The 17,372-nt window shown below is 41.5% G+C and carries 19 protein-coding genes and 2 pseudogenes; all 21 read right to left on the bottom strand.

Going from position 1 to position 17,372, the window contains the following annotated elements; all coding sequences use genetic code 11:
• Positions 1–64 precede the first annotated feature (64 nt).
• The 21 genes and pseudogenes from radA to AXE83_RS00540 all read right to left on the bottom strand — a co-directional run bounded on the left by radA (position 65) and on the right by AXE83_RS00540 (position 17,371).
• Positions 65–1,429: a DNA repair protein RadA gene (gene radA / locus AXE83_RS00635; RefSeq protein WP_083500959.1), complete on the bottom strand. Its 1,365-nt coding sequence runs from the start codon at positions 1,427–1,429 to the stop codon at positions 65–67.
• Positions 1,430–1,439: 10 nt separating this feature from the next.
• A complete protein-coding gene (locus tag AXE83_RS00630; protein WP_060955030.1) occupies positions 1,440–1,955 on the bottom strand; it encodes a histidine phosphatase family protein in 516 nt (171 codons plus the stop codon).
• 18 nt (positions 1,956–1,973) lie between these two features.
• Positions 1,974–2,276: pseudogene (locus AXE83_RS00625) on the bottom strand (isochorismatase family protein); the annotation flags it as partial.
• Positions 2,272–2,433: pseudogene (locus tag AXE83_RS10785) on the bottom strand (DNA repair protein RadA); the annotation flags it as partial. The pseudogenes AXE83_RS00625 and AXE83_RS10785, both read right to left, overlap by 5 nt.
• Before the next feature lie 10 nt (positions 2,434–2,443).
• Positions 2,444–2,983, bottom strand: a complete 540-nt coding sequence (locus tag AXE83_RS00620; protein WP_060956340.1) for a histidine phosphatase family protein — start codon at positions 2,981–2,983, stop codon at positions 2,444–2,446.
• Position 2,984: 1 nt separating this feature from the next.
• Positions 2,985–3,428, bottom strand: a complete 444-nt coding sequence (locus tag AXE83_RS00615) for a dUTP diphosphatase (RefSeq protein ID WP_000701981.1) — start codon at positions 3,426–3,428, stop codon at positions 2,985–2,987.
• A gap of 553 nt (positions 3,429–3,981) precedes the next feature.
• Positions 3,982–4,968, bottom strand: coding sequence for an N-acetylmuramoyl-L-alanine amidase (locus AXE83_RS00610; protein ID WP_060955029.1), 987 nt, complete (start codon positions 4,966–4,968; stop codon positions 3,982–3,984).
• Between the two features lie 2 nt (positions 4,969–4,970).
• Entirely contained in the window at positions 4,971–5,303 is a 333-nt protein-coding gene (locus AXE83_RS00605) for a phage holin (protein ID WP_060955028.1), read from the bottom strand.
• Position 5,304: 1 nt separating this feature from the next.
• Positions 5,305–5,739 (bottom strand): phage holin family protein, encoded by a 435-nt coding sequence (locus AXE83_RS00600; RefSeq protein ID WP_060955027.1) that lies wholly within the window; start codon positions 5,737–5,739, stop codon positions 5,305–5,307.
• 12 nt (positions 5,740–5,751) lie between these two features.
• A complete protein-coding gene (locus AXE83_RS00595; RefSeq protein ID WP_060955026.1) occupies positions 5,752–6,339 on the bottom strand; it encodes a hypothetical protein in 588 nt (195 codons plus the stop codon).
• Positions 6,326–6,529 carry a hypothetical protein gene (locus AXE83_RS00590; RefSeq protein ID WP_060955025.1) on the bottom strand — a complete coding sequence of 68 codons (204 nt, stop codon included), beginning with the start codon at positions 6,527–6,529 and terminating at the stop codon, positions 6,326–6,328. Before AXE83_RS00590 ends, AXE83_RS00595 begins: the two co-directional genes overlap by 14 nt.
• Positions 6,526–10,545: a tail fiber domain-containing protein gene (locus tag AXE83_RS00585; RefSeq protein ID WP_083500958.1), complete on the bottom strand. Its 4,020-nt coding sequence runs from the start codon at positions 10,543–10,545 to the stop codon at positions 6,526–6,528. Before AXE83_RS00585 ends, AXE83_RS00590 begins: the two co-directional genes overlap by 4 nt.
• Positions 10,546–10,549: 4 nt before the next feature.
• Entirely contained in the window at positions 10,550–10,900 is a 351-nt protein-coding gene (locus AXE83_RS00580; protein ID WP_060955024.1) for a DUF6711 family protein, read from the bottom strand.
• Between the two features lie 11 nt (positions 10,901–10,911).
• On the bottom strand, positions 10,912–14,712 hold the full coding sequence (locus AXE83_RS00575; RefSeq protein ID WP_060955023.1) for a phage tail protein: 3,801 nt from the start codon (positions 14,710–14,712) through the stop codon (positions 10,912–10,914).
• A complete protein-coding gene (locus AXE83_RS00570) occupies positions 14,699–15,049 on the bottom strand; it encodes a hypothetical protein (RefSeq protein WP_060955022.1) in 351 nt (116 codons plus the stop codon). The genes AXE83_RS00575 and AXE83_RS00570 overlap by 14 nt, the downstream gene beginning before the upstream one ends.
• A 38-nt stretch (positions 15,050–15,087) precedes the next feature.
• On the bottom strand, positions 15,088–15,468 hold the full coding sequence (locus AXE83_RS00565; RefSeq protein ID WP_060955021.1) for a DUF6096 family protein: 381 nt from the start codon (positions 15,466–15,468) through the stop codon (positions 15,088–15,090).
• A gap of 4 nt (positions 15,469–15,472) precedes the next feature.
• Complete coding sequence (locus AXE83_RS00560) at positions 15,473–15,886, bottom strand: phage tail tube protein (protein ID WP_060955020.1); 414 nt, start codon at positions 15,884–15,886, stop codon at positions 15,473–15,475.
• A gap of 2 nt (positions 15,887–15,888) precedes the next feature.
• Positions 15,889–16,257 (bottom strand): hypothetical protein, encoded by a 369-nt coding sequence (locus tag AXE83_RS00555; RefSeq protein ID WP_060955019.1) that lies wholly within the window; start codon positions 16,255–16,257, stop codon positions 15,889–15,891.
• Positions 16,254–16,766, bottom strand: coding sequence for an HK97-gp10 family putative phage morphogenesis protein (locus tag AXE83_RS10335; RefSeq protein ID WP_083500957.1), 513 nt, complete (start codon positions 16,764–16,766; stop codon positions 16,254–16,256). Before AXE83_RS10335 ends, AXE83_RS00555 begins: the two co-directional genes overlap by 4 nt.
• Positions 16,741–17,079 carry a hypothetical protein gene (locus AXE83_RS00545; RefSeq protein ID WP_060955018.1) on the bottom strand — a complete coding sequence of 113 codons (339 nt, stop codon included), beginning with the start codon at positions 17,077–17,079 and terminating at the stop codon, positions 16,741–16,743. The genes AXE83_RS10335 and AXE83_RS00545 overlap by 26 nt, the downstream gene beginning before the upstream one ends.
• Complete coding sequence (locus AXE83_RS00540; RefSeq protein ID WP_060955017.1) at positions 17,060–17,371, bottom strand: phage head-tail connector protein; 312 nt, start codon at positions 17,369–17,371, stop codon at positions 17,060–17,062. The genes AXE83_RS00545 and AXE83_RS00540 overlap by 20 nt, the downstream gene beginning before the upstream one ends.
• Between the last annotated feature and the right edge of the window lies 1 nt (position 17,372).

The raw sequence follows: 17,372 nt of genomic DNA, 5'->3' as shown, positions 1-17,372 counted from the left end.
TCCTCCTTGTTTTTAATAAATATTGGCTATAAAGTGTTTTGCAATCTAAAACTGAGTAAGACTATTAGGAAAATACTTTTTTCAAGACTTCTCCGATAGTCGTCACTCCGATCACCTGAATTTCCTTAGGCGGTTTGATTCCAGGCAAGGAATTTTTCGGTACATAGATTTTTGTAAATCCAAGTTTCGCTGCTTCATTGATACGCTGCTCGATACGATTCACGCGCCGAATTTCTCCAGTCAAACCTAATTCTCCTACAAAACATTCCTGAGGATTGGTTGGCTTGTCCTTATAGCTCGAAGCTATAGCAACCGCAACTGCCAAATCAATAGCAGGCTCATCTAATTTGACACCTCCAGCTGATTTAAGATAAGCATCCTGATTTTGAAGGAGCAAGCCTGCCCGTTTCTCCAAAACAGCCATAATCAAGCTAGCACGATTGAAATCAAGGCCTGTTGTAGTCCGCTTGGCATTTCCAAACATAGTCGGTGTCACCAAGGCTTGAACCTCCGCCAAAATCGGACGTGTCCCTTCCATAGTTACCACGATTGATGAACCAGTGGCCCCATCCAAACGCTCTTCTAGAAAAACTTGACTCGGATTGAGCACCTCAACCAAGCCACCTGATTGCATCTCAAAAATCCCAATTTCATTTGTCGAGCCAAAACGGTTCTTGACTGCTCTCAAGATACGGAAGGTATGGTGGCGCTCCCCTTCAAAGTAAAGCACCGTATCCACCATATGCTCCAACATACGAGGACCCGCCAAGGTTCCTTCCTTGGTCACATGCCCTACGATAAAGATAGCAATGTTATTGGTTTTGGCCAGCTGCATGAGTTCTGCAGTCACCTCACGCACCTGAGACACAGAACCTTGAACTCCAGAAATCTCAGGAGACATGATGGTCTGGATAGAGTCGATGATGAGAAAATCTGGCTGAATTCTCTCTATTTCTGCCCGCACGCTCTGCATATTGGTCTCTGCATAGAGATAAAACTCGCTATCAATATCACCTAAACGCTCTGCACGGAGTTTGATTTGCTGAGCAGACTCCTCCCCACTGACATAGAGAACTGTCCCTACTTGAGACAGCTGGGTTGAGACTTGTAAGAGAAGCGTAGATTTCCCAATCCCAGGATCCCCACCGATAAGGACAAGACTTCCTGGTACCACTCCGCCTCCAAGCACACGATTGAACTCCTCCATCTCGGTCTTTGTTCGATTGACATTGATGGAGGTCACTTCAGCCAGTTTCATGGGCTTGGTTTTCTCCCCTGTCAAGGACACACGCGCATTTTTGACCTCGGCAACCTCAACCTCTTCTACAAAAGAAGACCAAGACCCACAGTTTGGACAGCGCCCTAGATACTTGGGTGAATTATATCCACAATTTTGACATACAAATGTCGCTTTTTTCTTTGCGATGATAAACCTCTTTCTATATCTCTATCTCACACTCAATCACTTGGCAAAAATCAATCTTCTCATTTGCCACAAACTGCCGTATCAGCATTCGATGAGTGACAACAACGACTGTCTGATAGTCTCGATACTTGCCCATAGATTCTAGAAACCGAGACCTCATTTCCTCAGCTGTCTCATATTGAACAGGAGAATTTGGGAGCAACTCCCCCTTGTTTTCTAAAAACAGACATCTAGCTGTTTCAAAGTTCTCTATACCTGTTTCATAAACCTGCCATTCATGCAATAATGGCTCTACCCTCAAAGGAAGGCCAGTAGCACAGGATACATAAAAAGCCGTTTCTAAAGCTCGCGTCACTGCAGAAGACACCAGGATATCAGCTGAGCCAAACAAAGGATTTTTGCAAAGTTCCTGAGCTTGTTGTCTTCCTTTCTCAGATAAGGGTGCCAAATCTATCCCGAATCTAGTATAGGAACGCTCCTCTAACTCACGGTAATTTGGCTCCCCGTGACGGATAAAAATAATTTTCATATTAAGATCCCCATAAAACTATCCAATCTTGATTCCGAAATCTTGCCACTGCTTCAGTGTTTTAGAGAATTTCTTCTGGTTGGCAACTCCGACAGCAGACAAATCGACAGAAATCTGATAATTCTCCTTGGTAGCTGCCAAAACGGAAGCCTTAACACAGCCATTGCCATCTACCCCTATAAATTCTATGCTTTTAGCACCGTTTTCCTCTAAAAAATCTTTTAAATCTGGATTAGTAAAACAAGAAGCCCGACGCTTCTCAAAGATACGAGAAGATACAAGCAACAAGCCGGTCGCAAATTTCTTCTTTCTGTCTTTTCTCCCCTGTCAAGGACACACGCGCATTTTTGACCTCTGTAACCTCAACTTCCTCAACAAAAGAAGACCAAGCTCCACAGTTGGGGCAACGTCCCAGATATTTAGGGGAATTATACCCACAATTTTGACATACAAATGTCGCTTTTTTCTTTGCGATGATAAACCTCTTTCTATATCTCTATCTCACATTCAATCACTTGGCAAAAATCAATCTTCTCATTTGGTACAAACTGGCGCATGAGCATTCCGTGAGTTACAATGATAATAGTTTTATAATTTTTATATTTTTCCAAAGTTCTTAAAAAACGATGACGCATCTCCAGAGCAGTTTCATAGCGACAAGGAGAATCTTCAGGTAAACCTCCTTGATGTTTTAGATAATATTCATGAGCTACCAATACACTAGTTAAATCAGAGTTAGTGCCATCTAAGTCTGGACGCCACTCATGAAAAAACGGCTCCACAAATAAGTCCAATCCTGTTTCAACCGCTATATAATGTGCTGTTTCTAAAGCCCTCGTCACAGACGATGAAATAATAATCTCTGCCTTTCCAAAACATGCGGTTTTAGCAACTTCTTTTGCCAGACTGCGACCTTTTCCTGTCAATGGTGCTAAATCACGACCAAAACCACTATAGAGTTGCGGATTTTCAAGTTTATCAAGCATACTATAATCTGGCTCCCCGTGACGTACAAAGATAATCTTCATCTTAGTGCCCTGTTGATCCAAATCCACCAGTCCGCACGCCATCTGCCTCATCTCCATCTGCAATTAAGAAAGGAGCAAAGACAGCCTGAACCACACGTTCCCCAACTTCAAGAACAACCTCTTGGTCGGTAATATTCTTCATCTGTGCAAAGATATGTCCTTCATTCCCAGGATTCCCATAATAGTCCCCATCAATGACACCAACCGAGTTGATTAAGACTAAGCCCTTCTTACGAGGGTTTGAAGAACGATCATAGAGGTAGAGAACCTCTGTCGGCTGCATATAGGCCTTGACCCCAGTTGGGACGAGGACGATTTCTCCTGGAGCAATGACTGTACGCTCCGCAACCTTTAAATCATAACCAGCCGCATGCGCTGTCTCACGCTTTGGTAGCAAATTTTCATCTGTAAAACTAGAAACTAGTTCAAAACCACGAATTTTCATAATCTTCTCTTTTCTATTATCATCTATTCTAGGCTATTTTATCTTATTTATTCGAAAAAAGCACGAAAAATCTTCTATATAAAATAAAGAAAAGTGTCTTATCAAAAAGCAAACAATAAAATCATACAAAAAAATTTAAAGATATTTCAAATATCCCTTATTTTCCCTTTTATTAACAAACTCATTCCTATTTCGCCATACTTAAACTATTTTCTTTAAAGCACAAAAAAAGAGCACACAACAGTTATAGGCGATACTATAATTTACACTGTTTCACAATACGTTGAAATTTAGAGAGTTAAAGCGAGGGTAAAGTTGATTTTCTACATCGTTTTACAGAGGTTTACGACATTTTTGCCCCTTTTTTGCCCCTCACTTTTTTCAAAACTTCAGAACAAAATAAAGATATTCAAGCGAAAAAGAGTGCTCCTAACCCTCTATCTATAAAGGATTTTCAGGGACTTCAAGCGATTATCAAGCGTATTTCAGGCCAAACAAAAAACCGCAAGCTACTGCCTGCGGTTAGTGTACAATATTTTTGAGTCTTTCTATTTTATTTTGTGGTAATCAAACCGTCAGGCTCGACTGTGAACTCTGGCTTATCTGCCATTGTTCCGTCTGATTTAAGATAGTACCAACCAGAACCATCTGCTGACTTAATGAACTGCTTGGATTTCATGTCGCCATCCTTGGCATCGAGGTAGTACCAGTGGTCTTTATATTTGACCCATCCAGTGGCCATGGCTCCAGTTTCTTTGAAGTAGTACCACTTGTTAGCAATGAGTGCCCAACCAGTAGCCATGGCTCCACTTGGGAGCAAGTAGTACCAGTAGCCGTCTGTGTGCTTGTGCCATGAGTTAGCCTTCATGTATCCGTTGCTATCAAAGTAATACCAGACATCGTCAATCTTCTGCCAGCTATTAGCAGGATAAGAACCATCCGAGTTAACATGCCACCAGCCAGTAGCATTTTTCTTCCAACCTTCCTGAACATCATCGCCACCAAGCATTTCTTGAACAGTTGAGCCGAGCGATTGATAATGCTTAATCTTAGCAATCACATAGTTACGCAAGCTGTCATTGGAGCCACCGTGTAATTCAAGTGAACGAGCAGGGCACGAGGTGCTTGAAAACTCATTGTGGAACTTGATATTTGAATAGTTTGGAGTATCACCGTAGTAAGTCATGTCCTCTGCCATTTGGCGCAATACCATGTTTTCATTTTCGATAAACTCGGCATCTGATGCACTTAACTGCTGACATACTTCGTAGCTAAGAGAGTTCATGTTAGCATCGTAGTTAGCAGCAGACCATGAGCCGTTATATGTGTCTTCAACTCGCACAATTGCATCTCTTGTGATGTAGTAATGTGCGAAACCAAGTTCAGCTTGACCATTGTCGTATCGTGATTGGAGCCATTCGATGTAGGCCTTTGCGTTTTTTGAGCCTGCATCGTTATGCAAAACGTAATATTTTGGACGTTCAGTTGGTCGGGATCCTGAAATCCCATTAAAAATTGTATGGTTAATAATTTCGACCATTGCTATTCCCCTCTCCACGCATCATTCATCTGCTTAACTGCTGACTCTACGAAGGTATCAAGATCACGGTCAGTCATGCTGATATTGTATTTGCTAAGCTCAGCACGAATCTTAATACGTGCCTGTTCTAGCTTCTCTTCGCCCTTGTAGCCAGTTTCAGCAGATACTTGTTCTACTGCGTTTACTGCATTCTTAGCAAGGATTTCAACAATCTTGATTGTTTTTTCTCCACCCTTCTTGATCAGGTATTCTTTAACAGTTTTAACTGCTACCCCTACCAAGATAACAAGGATGCTAATCGCTCCGTTTGTGATGATTTCAGTAATTTGTTGCATGTTATTTCTCCTTTTCGTCAAATTTGTCTTTCTGGTCAATGTTTACTAATAATTGACCAAGTTTTCTAGCATTGTCTTTTTTGATTTGGTTGATATATGGTTTTAAGAATTCTGGGAATGCCCAACCAATCGCTTCCCAATTCTCAAGTACAGAGCCTAAATAGTTAGCAATGAAGAACATCGTCCAGGTAATTCCTAGTGGACGAACACCAAGCGAACGAGCATACATCGCAACAAGTAAGATGACCGTGAATACTACGAAATGACGAATCAATCCCATAGTACCGATCTTACTATCAAATCGCTTGGTTTTAAAAGCCTTGACATATCCCGTTACAATATCCAAAATCATGAGCCAAAAAAAGATATGAATGTAAGGACTGGATGAAAGATTCTTCAGATGTTCAATAAGTTCATGTAGTGGTAAGTCTCGCATACACTCTCCTCTCTACTCAATCCGTGGCATAACAACAGTCAAGATGCCTTTTTGAAGCATTTCAGAAAGATCCTGCTCCTTGTAAGTATAGCCTTCTTTTTCCTGCATCTGGAACTTGAAGATAGTCAGCGTACCTTTAGGCCACTTAGCATTAGTTTCAAATGGATAAGGCATGGCAATAATGTCACCATTCGCATATCGTGCAGTCTTGACAAGAGGCTTAACAAATGCAGCTACCTTAGAATAAGCATAAGTAGGCATGCCTCCGTTTTGAGAGATAGCAAGAGCAATCAAGACTTCAGTAATTGCTGAAACAGACTCAAGATACTCTTTGTTAGCAGTCAAATCTTCCTTGGCCTTGTTAAGTTGCTCCTGAGCTTGCACGATTGCGCTAGACGGATCAATTTCAGTCTTAACAATGTCTAATACCGATTTAATTAAAACATCGTCAGAATCTCCTGTACGGTCTCCTGAGAGCTCACGCATGTTGGTGCTGTAGCGAGTCCCATCTTCTAAACGGATTTCAACCACTGTTCGGATATTATCACCCGAACCACGAAGATATGGTTTGGTTGCTAATTCATAATTACTGATTGCCATTTGTCATTTTTCCTTTCACTTCTTCAAATAGCTCTTTTAGAGCAGGGTCGTATTCCAAAACTTCATTCATCTTTTGCAATTCACTTGCAGCAAAGAGATAGAATACTTCGTTTTGCGCGGCTTGTATTTCTACTTGTGCTAATTTCTTAGATAGCGACTCCATAACTAATTGATTCAATGTTTCGTTCATGCTGTTTTCTCCAATTTTTCTATTTTTTGATTTAATTCTTGGATGGCCTTAATTAGGTAAGGCACAAGTTCAAATGTGCGATATGAGTATGCGCCGTCTGGATTCTCAAAGAAAGCCTCTGGGATATACTTTTGAACATCTTGCGCCATGATACCGCAAGAAATATACTCAAGTTTTCCATCGTATTCTTTGCGGTAGCTGTACGTCTTCAGACTTTCGACTACACCTAGCCCAGAAACTGTACTAGCTTCGATATTGTGCTTGTATCGACGGTCAGATACGTCTTTGTTCATCGGTATCCAGTCGTAACCTCCGCCGGAATAATATAAATATAAAGAGCCGCCAGAGGGCTCAATTCTTGAGTATCTTGGTGATGAAATCCAGTAACCTGAACCACCGCCTGACGCCTTATTGTTGTAGTAAATATCCCCTGTGACACGCAAATCTCCGTGAATAACAGGTGTGTTCCAAAATTCGGCACGATTGTAACAAAACATTTGACCATTGTTCTTCACGTACCAAGCTTTGTCTCCGACTCGATCCCAACGGTTCCCCCAATTCACCCAGAGAGCTGTAGACCCTTCGTCTCCTTCGCCATCGCCCATACCGACAGAAAAATGGTTCTTGCCTGTCAACCATCTACCAGAGCCTGAATCGTGTGTCCCGATTTGAAAACCACCAATCCAGCCTTTATACCCTTCTAGCAAAGTTGCGGTAACAACAACAGACCGAAGTTTGTTGATAAAGGCTTCTTTAGCAGCAAGCGTATCCGTGAAGATATCACTTGAGACGAAACGTCTTGCCATTGCCATATCCATGACCAGCTTATCAGCTGTGATAGAGTTAGCTCGCAAAATATCTGTGTTAAGAGTCGCGAACGTACCTTCACCAACGAACAAGCGTTTGAAATAACCTTGAATAGCCGTCAGCTCATCAAGTAAGGTCTTACCCTTCAATCGAATCTTTTCAGCTTCAATCAAAATTTGATTGTTGGTCGCATTGATTTGCGAAACGATTGAGCCTGCGCTTGTCAGATTTTGAACCGACCATGAGTCATTTAATTGAGTTTGTACTGTTTTAACAGCTTCAAGGGCATCATTTGGTGCTACTGAGTAATCAGATGGAACTGAACCGTGTTCTACTTTTATCAAACCATCATCATACATACGAGCTGAGAATCTGACGAAATAAGCATTCGCTGGTACAGTGATTTGATTGATGTTGTGTTGTTTGCCTACAGTTGTTTTGTAAGCATTTAAGCCTGGTTTGCGGTTATCAATAGGATTTTTGTTTTTATCAAAAAATTGCCAAGCGGTCCAAGCCATTCCATTCTCAGGAAGAGTTACCCAGTGCTGGAAAATAATTTTTTCATTTGGATCCACTGAAATGAAATCGGATGTAACCTCCTTTTGTGTAGCGTTCGCTACGTTAATGATTCCATTATTCCCTAAAAATCCTTTAGTGAGCGTTGAGATTAAGAATAAATTCTGATGTTCCGCAAAGGCCTTCCCAACTTCAACCTGGAACAGCTGATTGGTCATAGCCATACGAGCCACATTATTAACAATCCCATTTTCAGTATTGCCCAGAATACGCTCGTAAAGCTGACTAGTTTCCTTAACTCGCTGGAAGTCTGTCTGATTAGCCTTACCAGAAATCAGTGAGGTGATTTCAGTAAATCGTCCATCCACTGCTGTTTTGTAGTTGGCAATCTGATTCGCTATCGTGCCACTTTGTGGGTTGGTGATAGTTTCGAACTTGCGTTCAAGACCTCTCACGTCCTCTTGATAAGTAGCCTTACCAACGAAATCACGATTGACCAGCTCACGAACTGCCGTTGCTTGTTTTGCACTCTCTTCACGAGCGTAGCGTTGTAAGACTTCCTGTCGCTGACCGTCTTTATTTACATATTCCTGAATAGCTGATAAGTCAGTCCGCAAGCCCTGAGCCGTTCGCTCGAAGGTAGCCTTGGCTTCTGTGATAAGGCCGTCAATATCTTCAGGCGCAGGACTCCAGTCGGTCGGGATAGTACCATATTCAACTTTTATTTTAGTTTTTATAACGCTTCCGATTTCAAAATCAGAACCTCCACACCCAAAACGCAGGCAGATGAATGAGACTCCTTTCACTTCTTCAAAAGGGATTAGAAAGGAATTTGTCGCATATTTCTTATAAGATTTCACAGTATTCCCATTTTTATCAAAATACGAAATGTAATTTTTGATAAAAATTGGATTTGAAACTGTTATATAGATTGCTTTCCCCAAAACAACAGGAATTCTAACACCATTTCGTTCGCTTGCTACTTTTGGATGAACTGTGGCTTCGCCAAAATACGGATCTGATCCAGTTGCTTGAAATGAAATTTCGCCAGATGAAATATCAAATTTCAAATCTGTTAAATGGATACTGCGAGAGATATCCTTATTATTACTTAATATATAAAGGTTCGTTCCACCGACCCGCATCTTAGCAAATGTCTGAGTCAGCCCATCAATGCCTTGTTTGACCTCTGATTTCGTCGCAAATCCGTTCATCTGGCCAGTCATTCGACTAAGAGCCTCAGTGGTCGTTCTGCGATGTTCGGACGCTTGGTTGACTTCATTGTTGACCGTCTGTTTTAGAACATCCAAATCACCCGACAAAGCTGTTTGAGCGCTTGTAGCCTGTATCTTGAATTCTTCAAGTTTAGCAACAGAATCCAACCAAATCCGCTTGGCTTCCTGAGCGAGTAAGCTGCTTGCGCCAGCGTTTCTCAAGGCTTCTATAGCCCTACGTTTAGCATCTTGTAAAGGACCATTTTCAAAGCTGTCGAAACGCTGATTGATAGTGTCAGACAGTTCTTGCTTGACTTCTTCGGATTTAGCTCTGGCAAGTTTGACTTGATCGCTAAAATCATTTTTGATTTTTTCAACCTTCTGGTCAAAACCTTTATCTGCTTCTTCAAGTTGACTTTGGATTTGAGCTTCAATTTCATTAAATTGTTCAATCTTTTTGGTAATTGTACCTGCATACGAATACTGCGCATCATTACCAGCCTTACTATCTGCACTAATACGACCACGCAAACCGCCTTTAAATGTGAATGATTGGCTCAATACTGGCGATTTGAAGGTTTCGCCCGTATTTGTCTTAATGGTCACCCACTGACCGACGTCCAGCAATAAATGGCCTTGGTAATTCAAATTAAACGGATAATAACGAATATCTTTGATGTTGTGATAAAGGTTGTCTAAGGCAGATTGAGACATTAATAGATTTTCAATCTCAAGTGAGCGACCAGTTCTCAAACCAACAGTGAGTATCTCTTTGTTTTTTTTACAAGATATCCCAGCTATCTGATACTCAATTTCACTCTTGGTTAATCCGTGCATGAAGTAACTATCTGCTGTAATCGTGATACCTGAATCAGTCAATTCCTTGATTTCGAGTTTACCTTCTCGATTAAAAAAACAAGACATCCCGAGCATCTGAGTAGCTAGACTCAAAACATCTCTGAATGTCATTTTTTTATCTTTCGGAATCTGCTCGATTCTGTAATTCATGGATGTAATATCCATGTATTCATTTGCTAACTCTATACCAGTCTTTAGACAAATTTCTTTGATAACATGTCGAATTTCAGCCGGATAGGTTAAATCAGTGATGTGCTCACGATTTAGCTTGAACATCCCATCCATGAGATCAAGTTTAGTCATGTTACGATTGCGGTCAATCTCAATATCATTGATAAAGTATTCACCCATCTTAACCCATTCGTAGGTTCCGTCTACCAAAAGACCGATTTCAGGATAAACCTTATCTAATTTATTGAAAGTAGTAATAACGCTCGTAAAGACGATTTTAGCACTACCTGCGCACGTTCCACCAGGTTTATAAGTATCACCTTTGATATAACCATAATCAAAACTTGCTTCTTTGATGTCGCTCGACTGATACTTCCCTACTCTAATAGCGAGAGTTCGATTTTTGGAGAACATTGCTTGATTAAACTTTTGTTTTCTGAGTGCGTCCATTTTTCTACCTCTCTACTAAGTTAAATTTAGCACCTGTCCAAGGTTTGAACTTCTCAGTAAACGAGTAGCTTGGCGCTGTCCTGTCGCCAACATAGAAAGTCTTTGTGACTTGCCCATCCATAGGGTCTGGATAAGACACTTCAAAGAATTCAGGCGATACGGCATTTAAAAGCTGACTCACTTCATCTTGAGTCAGCATGCCCCATTCACAATCTAACTTACGCTTAGTGGTGATACGGTCACGCACCATGTCTCCATTAGCATTTCGTCCAGTCTCTCCGTCAATATCTTGGATACCGACTTGAAAAGATTTGGGAGGCTTCACAGCCACCCCATTTATTATTAAGTGTGCCATTTTACCTCCCTTTAGATGTTAAGCAAGACTTGTCCTGCACGTTCTTGTTCTCGATTGATTTCTTGGATGGCTACACGTCCAAATTCGTGCCCACCGATTTGAATAACGATATCACCATCACCAGAGAACCCACCTTGTGGGCTAACACCAGCCATGGCATTTACTACAGCACCGCTAACAACTCGGCCTAATGTTTGTATAAATCCAGTATTCTCAAGTGGTACAACCGCCTCTTTACCAGCTTCACCAATCATGGCTATAGTTGGGCTATCAACGATACCACCACGGGCTAATCGAGGTAGACTTACGTAGCCAACGCTACCAACCCATCCAAGCCCTGGAAGACTTCTGACAGCATCTAAAACTCCGTTAATCATACCAATAAAGCCATTGACTACATTTTCAATCGTTCCAAGAACTGCATTGACTGCACTTCTGAAAGCTCCACCTACTGCATCACCGACCATTTGACCAGCGTTAACAAAGATATTTTGAACCGTTGACCAAACACCGCTGAAGAACGAACCGATAGAGCTAAAAGCATTTTTAACCGCATTATATGCACTCGTAAATGTATTACCAAACCAAGAAGATACATTCGCAAGCGCATTTTTTACATCGTTCCATCTTTCGCCAAACCAAGAACCTAACTTGCTGAATATGTTGGTAAGCCCAGTCCACGCTTTTTGAAACATGTCTGTGAACCATGCTCCTACGTTTGCTAAAGCATTAGTCACATCCGCCCAACGTTCTCCGAACCATGAGCCGATTGGCGTGAAGATATTAACGATAGCATCCCATGCACCTTGGAATACACCAGAGAACCACTCTCCAATACCAGAGAAAATGTTTACAATTGCGTCCCACGCTTGCTGGAACTTCTCGCCAAACCATTGACCTATCGGCTCAAAGATTTCTTGAAGCTTCGCCCATAAACCGCTGAAAAATTCGCCAATTGCTTGACAAATCACACTGATAAAATCACATAGTTCTTGCCATGCTGTTTTAGCAAACTCAACAACAGTGTCCCAGTTTTGGTAGAGCAAGACACCGATAGCAATTAAGGCTGCAATTGCTGCAATAACCAAGGTTATCGGACTGGTCAATACCGCAATAGCTCCATTGAGTGCCCATGTTGCAGCTGCTGCGACTCCTGCTGCAACTGATTGAGCGATCTCTGCCGCTGTTGCAAGTCCCATTTGTGCCGCATTAGCACCCCACGCTAGCGCAGATTTACCAAGTTCTAAAGCAGTTTTTCCTAACTCTACAATCAATTTACCTGAATTGACCACAAAGTCTTTTGCATACAAGGTATTCAAATACACACTTTCTGCAAAAGATTTTATCTTATCAACTGTTAATCCTTTTACCGCACCAACTAAATCAGTGAAAGCTCCGCTTAATTTACCAATTCCTGCCGCAAGACCACCAGCTTGCTCAGCCCAGGACAAGAATTTAATACCTTGCCAAGCTGTCGATACAAGACCAATTGCAGTTGCCATGGCTGAAACTATCTCTCGGTTATCCTTGCACCAATCAGAAAAAGCAATGAAAGCATCGCTAACAGCTTTTACTGTATCGGCTAGAATTTTTAAAGCCTCTAAAATAGCTCCGCCTAGTAGATCGACAACTCCACCAATGCTGATACCGAATGTATCGGCTAAGAACTCAGCAAAAGGTTGCATATTATCTTCCCAGACTTGTTTGAGAACATCAACCAATCCCCCGAAAGCTTGACTCAAAGAATCAATTGCTGGACCGATATGATTGCTATAGGCATCTTCAAATCCATCAGAGAATCTTTGAAGTGCTGGAGTAACATTGTTATCAAAACTATCTAGAAAGACTGAAACAATTTGAGAAATACCACTAGAAAGAGTTGTTATAAATGGACTAACATGTTCATCATACACACGGCTAAATGCATCACCAAAACGGTTCACTGCTTGCTCTATTGTTTCAAACACTGGAGCAATCGCATCCAAAGCTCCTTGTAAGGAACTTGATAACTTCGGAGCGTTATCTGTCACAATTCGCTCTAAACCTTTGAATAAATCACCACCAAGTTTGCTTCCAATCTCAACAACTTTTGAACTCAAACTCAAAAATGTTGACACAATAGCACTACCGATACGAACCGCACCAGTTGATGTAATGACATCGTAGAAAGCACTAGAAAAGGCCTGAGCAATGTTTCCTACAGCCTCTGCAACATTACCGATATTATCAAACAAAGCAACTAGCGCCCTGATAATGCGTTCTTTTTGCCTTCCAAGACCATTTGCGATACTTTCAGCAAGAAAAACACCAATACCCAAACCGATAGTGGCTATTGAGCCTACCACTTGCCCTAATGCATAAGCGATTTTTTCGGTCATGCGGTTAAAGGCATTCACAACCCTTGGGTCAGTGGCTATTTCTCCCAGTGTCTTAGCTATTTGGTCTAAAGCGATCTTGATACGTTCTATACCTTCTGGTCTAAACGCTGCATCAAAACCTTTTTTGAAAAGGTCAAACAACCCCTTTAACTTATCTCCAAGACCATCGAAAATGCTCTTGAATTGGTTACCCATGTCAGTCAACTCGACTTCTGGCAAGATGTCTTTGAAAGGTCCGCCACCGCCTCCCTTTCCTTTACCACCTTTGCCTCCGCCACCGCCTCCACCGCCAGAACCTCCTGCATCGTCGTCTTTTGGTTTTTGCAAGATGTTAATCTCATCAAATCCCATTAGACCAAGCAATTCTTTAGCAGCCTTCTTAGCGTTTTTGGCTGAGTCTCCAAGGTTGTCAGCAAGTCCTCCTGCTGAATCTCCAGCGTCGTCCACTGCATCAGCAAGGTCTCCTGCTCCGCCTGCAGCATCCTTCATGGCATTACCCATGTTTCCAACTGCTCCACCAACACCATCTTTAACTGTTGCTTTCTTGTTGAACATCAAAGCGATAAACTCAGCGAGTTTAGCAGTTACGTTCTTCAATACCATCGCAAAAGAGTTCAAGACGGGCATAATTGCATTAATAATAGGTAGCATGGAATTCCCAAGATTTAACGCAGTGTCCTTCATCAAGGACTTAAACAAACTAATACTGCCATTAACTGAATTGGATAAAGTGTCGCCATACTTGGCAGTGGCTTGCTCTAGGATAGCCATCAAACGTATTTGTTGCTGGGTTTGATAATCCAACTGTTGCCAGCTTTGACCATTTGCAAAACGCTTAAAAGCTTCAGTGGATTCAATCATAGCCACATTGACGTTGATTCCTAGGTCCTCAATTGCTTCGGTGTTTCCTAGTAAACCAGAGCGAATCCGCTCCATAACGTCTGTAATGCTACGACCTGTACCCTCTGCGACTACTGCTGATGTCTGAAGCATCTTAGCAGTATAGGCGCTTAACTTATTGGTGTCTTTGATAAATCCAGAAAATAGGTTTGAGTAAACCGCACCGTAGTTAGTAGCCTCACCCACACCCATATTCATAGCATTAGCGTTATCGTTAACCCATTTTAAGAAAGATTGCGAACTCTCGCCCATCTGGCGCTTGATTTGGTTCATAGACGCTGACACTTCAAGAGCCGTCTGCGTTGAATACATCCCAACATCAAGCAATTTCTTGCCAAGAATTGCAAAACCAGCGAACTTAGCTAGCTTTCCAAACGCACTACCGATAGAGTTCGACTGTTCACGAACTTTAGCAGTGGCATTCTTCACTTGGTCAGATGTTCCTTTGACCTGATTCTCGACTTCTTTCATCTTCTTCCTGAAAGGCGCTATCTCAGCGTCAATCATGACTTTCAATTCATCAAGAGTCGCCATTTACTTCCTCCTTTCTTTTTTGATTGTGTCTTTCTGCAAATTCACGCATCCGTTCCTTATGTAACAAAAGCGCTTGTCTTTGTTGTTCCTGTTCTACCGCTTGTTTCTCTTCTACAAACAAATCAGGCGCATACTCCCAGAACTCTAAAACCTTAGCATCCTTGGATAACAATAAGGAAACGTGATTGGATATCATTTGCGAAAGTCTATATGAGTCAATAATCTTCTCTTTACGCTCTTGGATTTTGACACGGTTGTAACTTTCAATCATTTCCCTGATTTCAAGCACCGTCAAATCCCAAAAATCGAGAGGTTTACCTCCGATGTCCAAAAACATCGGGTAAAGCCTCTCAACAAGCTGCGTTACCGTTAAAATTACTCGACTACTGTCATTTTCTTCTTGGAAGTTTTCTTGCCCTTGCTTCCTCGTGGAGTAAAACCCGATACTTCAAAAAGTGGCATTAAAACCTCTGTCATGAAGGTCGTTTGGTCTCCACAGTTGTCCACGTATTCATCGTATAGATCATAGACATCCTCAAGAGAATACCCATTCTCATACTTTTGCAATGCTCCGTGAACTAGTAACAACATAACTTTTAAAGGTGGTAAAGTAAATTCCTCACCAGATTCAGGCATGAAGATTTTCAATAGGTTCATACCGATTTTTTCTTCAACTTTTGTCGCTTGATGAGATGAAAGTCGTAGTTTCAACTCTTTCTCATCGTTAATCTTCCAAATTGAGTAAGGTAACGCCATTTAATTAACCTCCAATACCATCAATGAATGTAAGATCAGACTGCAAAGCAATCTTCAAAGTGAATTCGATAACGGCATTGACACCGCCGCCTCCAAGCTTAACAGATACTTGACCTTCAAAATCGACCTTAGTACCGTCTGGATAAGCTTGTTCAAAATATAATTTCTTCTTGCTATCTGCTGCTTTACGCAAAACACGATAAGGAGCATTCTCACTATCATTTTTGTAAGAAAATTTGTATTCTAATTCCCCTGCATCACCAATACCAAATTCATACTTCTTCACCGTATCTTCCAGGGTAGTATTCTCTACTTTTTCAGGCTCAATACCGAATTCAGGGACTTCTTTCAATCCCGCAAGTTTGGTATAAGTTCCTTTTGATTCGCCATAAGAAAGCGTAATTCCGTTTGCTAACATGTTTAATTCTCCATTCTAAATTGAAAAACAAGCTCTGAATTTAAGTCAACGACACCTTCAAAACGCATGACCTTGTGCCTCAAATGAGACGGGTCCGGTACGTCTTGACAGTCGGTTCTTCGTAAACCTAAAGATTCAAAAATCTGATTGATTTTAACAGCTAACTCACTAGTGCTGGCATCATCAAAGATATCCACCTTGTAGCGGATAGAGGATTTTTGTTCCTTGTCGTCAAACCAATCTCCCGGCTTGTTCTGTTCTTCCAAAAAAATAACGACTGGGAAGTTCTCCCAATCGCTAGGGTAAGTATCAGTCACATTATCTGCGACCTTTTGCAATTCTTTATAAATAACAGGCTTGATATTAATCATTTTATTTGTTCTCTTATCTTTCTACGGACATAATTCGAAATACTCTTAGACACACGTTCCTGATTATCTCTCAAAGCTGGATAGAGATAAGGCTGGGCAGGTTGACCATACATCTTGTAGAACTCCCCAATCTTTTGAAAGTGGTAAGGACCTATGTCAATTTGATCTTCATGCACGTACCAAGGACTAGACCGATAAGACACACTAACTTCTGGAGAGATACCAGAATGGCTTGCTTGTCCTTTGGGTCCTGTTCCAAACTCAACATAAGGAGCATAGTGTAGATTTGTGTAAACCTCTCCTATGACCTTATCTCCGTCCATTTTAACTCTGGTTTTGATGCTATTTCTAAGTTCTCCATTGTTGCCTGGTGCTAGTCTCTTCGCATCAGCTTGAACAATGGTTTTAGCTGCATGATGAACAGCTTTCGAAACAATATCTCGTTGTGAAACATCTGACAACTTCCTGAACTTAGCTATTAACCTATCTGCCCCTAGTAGCTCTGACACGTTCTAACTCCAATACTTGATGCTGACTATATACCTTCTTTGAGATAACCCGATGTGTGACCTCCGTCTTGATATCAATACAGACACCGTCTTTCACGTTGATATCTGCATCCTTACTCGCATTCGCATTTAGGATATCATTCAAGCGCTCGCCGTAAATCTCAGATTGTAGCTTACTTGTCGCTGGCCACAATTCAAGTCGCACTTCTTCAAGCTTATCTGAATATCCTTCCTTAGTGACTCCCTCATCTGTCACGGTCTTCTTGAATCGTTTCAGAGAATAAGGCTTCAGTCTACTCTTTTTCAAAAACATGACCTGCCACCCTCGCTAACCGATGCATCCGAATACGCTGTAAAAGGCCCATAGACAGGCCGTTTTCTCCGTAGGTAACAGATATACCACCTTCGCTTCTAGATTGCTCTCCTTCACTTCCTGAGCGATTGTAGAGCTCGATTACGAGTTCAGGTAGTAACCTATCAAGCGCCGGCGTTAGCTTGTCTCGATTCGTCTCAGATAAAATGATATTTTCAGCTCTTAAAAGTAGAGGTAATAGGACTGCGCTATCATTCTCACCCGTTAATTGTTTTAATTTCTCAAGTCCCATA

It is taken from the genome of Streptococcus sp. oral taxon 431 (assembly GCF_001553685.1).
Taxonomy (GTDB): Bacteria; Bacillota; Bacilli; order Lactobacillales; family Streptococcaceae; genus Streptococcus.
Note: the sequence above shows the minus strand (reverse complement) of the source record. Positions and strands in the feature narration are given on the sequence as shown.

Bases quoted from the DNA above. Each gene is read 5' to 3' on its own strand.
- AXE83_RS00580 (WP_060955024.1), bottom strand. From the start codon at position 10,900: ATGGCACACTTAATAATAAATGGGGTGGCTGTGAAGCCTCCCAAATCT.
- AXE83_RS00620 (WP_060956340.1), bottom strand. From the start codon at position 2,983: ATGAAGATTATCTTTGTACGTCACGGGGAGCCAGATTATAGTATGCTT.
- AXE83_RS00610 (WP_060955029.1), bottom strand. From the start codon at position 4,968: ATGGTCGAAATTATTAACCATACAATTTTTAATGGGATTTCAGGATCC.
- AXE83_RS00600 (WP_060955027.1), bottom strand. From the start codon at position 5,739: ATGCGAGACTTACCACTACATGAACTTATTGAACATCTGAAGAATCTT.
- AXE83_RS00585 (WP_083500958.1), bottom strand. From the start codon at position 10,545: ATGGACGCACTCAGAAAACAAAAGTTTAATCAAGCAATGTTCTCCAAA.
- AXE83_RS00590 (WP_060955025.1), bottom strand. From the start codon at position 6,529: ATGAACGAAACATTGAATCAATTAGTTATGGAGTCGCTATCTAAGAAA.
- AXE83_RS00605 (WP_060955028.1), bottom strand. From the start codon at position 5,303: ATGCAACAAATTACTGAAATCATCACAAACGGAGCGATTAGCATCCTT.
- AXE83_RS00540 (WP_060955017.1), bottom strand. From the start codon at position 17,371: ATGGGACTTGAGAAATTAAAACAATTAACGGGTGAGAATGATAGCGCA.
- AXE83_RS00570 (WP_060955022.1), bottom strand. From the start codon at position 15,049: ATGTTTTTGGACATCGGAGGTAAACCTCTCGATTTTTGGGATTTGACG.
- AXE83_RS00560 (WP_060955020.1), bottom strand. From the start codon at position 15,886: ATGTTAGCAAACGGAATTACGCTTTCTTATGGCGAATCAAAAGGAACT.
- AXE83_RS00630 (WP_060955030.1), bottom strand. From the start codon at position 1,955: ATGAAAATTATTTTTATCCGTCACGGGGAGCCAAATTACCGTGAGTTA.
- AXE83_RS00565 (WP_060955021.1), bottom strand. From the start codon at position 15,468: ATGGCGTTACCTTACTCAATTTGGAAGATTAACGATGAGAAAGAGTTG.
- AXE83_RS00555 (WP_060955019.1), bottom strand. From the start codon at position 16,257: ATGATTAATATCAAGCCTGTTATTTATAAAGAATTGCAAAAGGTCGCA.
- AXE83_RS00545 (WP_060955018.1), bottom strand. From the start codon at position 17,079: ATGTTTTTGAAAAAGAGTAGACTGAAGCCTTATTCTCTGAAACGATTC.
- AXE83_RS00595 (WP_060955026.1), bottom strand. From the start codon at position 6,339: ATGGCAATCAGTAATTATGAATTAGCAACCAAACCATATCTTCGTGGT.
- AXE83_RS00575 (WP_060955023.1), bottom strand. From the start codon at position 14,712: ATGGCGACTCTTGATGAATTGAAAGTCATGATTGACGCTGAGATAGCG.
- AXE83_RS00615 (WP_000701981.1), bottom strand. From the start codon at position 3,428: ATGAAAATTCGTGGTTTTGAACTAGTTTCTAGTTTTACAGATGAAAAT.